This is a genomic window from Salinisphaera dokdonensis CL-ES53 (genome assembly GCF_040361215.1).
In the GTDB taxonomy this organism is placed as follows: domain Bacteria; phylum Pseudomonadota; class Gammaproteobacteria; order Nevskiales; family Salinisphaeraceae; genus Salinisphaera; species Salinisphaera dokdonensis.
In genome coordinates, this window is the sequence record NZ_APND01000014.1 from 1 (window position 1) to 1,311 (window position 1,311).

The window sequence follows — 1,311 nt, forward strand, 5'->3', positions numbered from 1 at the left end:
CGCGCCGAACTGAAAGAGGTAGACGAACAACGGCTCGATCGATCAACCGATCGCTAACGGCGACAGTCACCCAGCACAGCAGGACAGCTGCTCGACATCTTTGGTAAAAGTCTGGGCACAGAGCTTGAGCGCTTCCACGTGAACCAGATAAGGAAACAACAGATCGCCCAAGGCTTCAACGGTCATGCCGTGGTGGACGGCCAATACAGCGGCCTGAATCATCTCGCCGGCTTCGGGAGCCAAGATTTGAGCTCCGAGTAGACGATGGCTGGCCGCCTCGGCAACCAGCTTGACGAATCCGCGGGTCTCGAAGTTGGCAAGCGCACGTGGTACATGTTCCAACCCTAAAGAACGGGTCTCGATCTCGAGGCCGCGCGCTTGGGCTTGGCGTTCATCCAACCCCACCGTCGCGATCTGCGGATCGGTGAAGATCACTGCCGGCATGGCGGACAGATCCAGCCGCGCTCGACCGCCGGTCATGTTGACGGCCGCGCGGGTGCCGCCGGCGGCGGCCACATAGACGAACTGGGGCAGCGTCGTACAATCGCCAGTGGCATAGATATGCTCAGCGCTGGTACATAGCGAGGCATCAACCCTGATCGCACCGCGTTCATCGGTCACCACCCCGATCTTGTCTAGTGCCAAATCGCGGGTGTTCGGGGAGCGGCCCGTTGCCACCAGCAGCCGGTCGCCCTGGATCGGGCCGTCGTCGGTGTCGAGCGTGAATTGCCCTGCCGCAAAATGTACGGAACGCGCCTGGCTGTGCTGGCGTACGTCGATTCCTTCGGCGCGGAAGGCCGCGGCAAGGCCCTCGCCGAGCGCGGGGTCTTCGCTGGATAGCAGCGTACTGCGGGCCAGGACTGTGACCTTCGAACCCAAACGGCGGAACGCTTGAGCCTGTTCAACGGCAACGACAGAGGCGCCGATGACGATGATGTGCTCGGGCGTGTCCGGACTGAAAACCGCCTCATCGGACGTCCAATACGGCGTGTCGGCCAGGCCCGGTATCGGTGGGATCGTTGGCGAAGCCCCGGTAGCGATAAGAATGCGATCGGTCACCAAACGATCTTCGGACCCGTCATGTGCCGTGACAATTAGCGTATGCGCATCTTCGAAGTGGGCCCGCCCGCGGCGCAGCGTAATCGATGGATTATCGTCGAGTATTTTCTGGTACTTGGCCGCGCGTAGTTCTTCGACTCGGGACTGCTGCTGGCGCTGCAGGCGTGGCCTATTAATCGTTGGCTTGCAATCTGCCAACCCATCAAACGGGTTGTGGCGTTGGTGCTGGGCCAGTTCGGCGGCGCGAATCTG

At 61.6% G+C, this 1,311-nt stretch carries 1 protein-coding gene; it reads right to left on the reverse strand.

The features are described 5' to 3' along the window. Positions 1-66 precede the first annotated feature (66 nt). Positions 67-1,311 (reverse strand): mercury(II) reductase (locus SADO_RS17190; RefSeq protein WP_353113660.1); only part of this gene is annotated, 1,245 nt, incomplete at its 5' end.